Annotated in this window: 1 protein-coding gene and 1 pseudogene; one reads left to right on the forward strand and one right to left on the reverse strand. The window is 70.0% G+C overall.

Going from position 1 to position 838, the window contains the following annotated elements:
- A pseudogene (locus G6048_RS48345) lies at positions 1-425 on the reverse strand (hypothetical protein); the annotation flags it as partial.
- 113 nt (positions 426-538) lie between these two features.
- On the opposite strand from G6048_RS48345, the gene G6048_RS48350 reads away from it, so the two are divergent.
- A complete protein-coding gene (locus tag G6048_RS48350; protein ID WP_328829190.1) occupies positions 539-748 on the forward strand; it encodes a hypothetical protein in 210 nt (69 codons plus the stop codon).
- Positions 749-838: the final 90 nt, after the last annotated feature.

Below are 838 nucleotides of genomic sequence, written 5' to 3' on the forward strand. Positions count from 1 at the left end.
GCGTACGGGGGGTCCGTTACGTCGGTCAGCAGCAGCGTCGCGCCCTCCGTGAACGTCTCCTGCGCTGCCTCCAGTTCGTCGTGGGCCTCCAGGGCCTCCGCGATGATCACCCAGGGGGCCGGGTCGCGGGGGGACGCGGCGCGGACGCCGTCGATGATCGCTCGGGCCTCCGCCTCGTGGCCGTACTCCCAGAGGTTGGCCGCCTTCAGGGCGCGTACCAGGAGGGGGTTCTCCAGGGAGTCGGGGGTGGAGAGCAGGCGGTCGTAGAGGGTGCTGGCTCGGGGGCGGTCGTCGGCCAGTTCGAGGTGGGCCGCGGCCTGCAGCAGCAGGTGCTCGGCGTCCTCGGGGTAGAGGCCGGCGGTCCGCTCCAGGCGTGCTGCTTCGGCGTTGTGGTCGACGTGTTCGGCAGGCGTGTCGGGGCGCATGGGGGACACCGTACTGCCGTTCCCCTGGTGAGTTGCGGGGGTAGCGCCTATCGTGCGCCCGCGATGGCAGGCAGGAAGGCCGGAGCGGAAGGCCGGGGCAGGGAGGCGTACGCATGCGGGTTCCCGTCACCAGTCGGCGGAGTCTGCGGCGGCGTGCGCTCGTCGCGCGCGTTCTCTGGAACGGGGCCGAGATCCTCGTAACCCTCGGTGTCGTCCTCATGCTCCTCGTCGTCCATCAGCTGTGGTGGACCAATCGGCAGGCCCGGGAGGGTGCCGAGCGGGAGCGCCGGATCCCATTCCAGCTCGAACTCAAGTCAACTTGAGGTCGCAGAGTGGCTGTTCTCCTGCAGATCTACCGGAAGGAACGGTCATGCGCGCCGTCGTGCTGCACGAGTTCGGACCCGCTGAGAACC

This window comes from Streptomyces ureilyticus, assembly GCF_011045025.1.
In the GTDB taxonomy this organism is placed as follows: Bacteria; Actinomycetota; Actinomycetes; order Streptomycetales; family Streptomycetaceae; genus Streptomyces; species Streptomyces ureilyticus.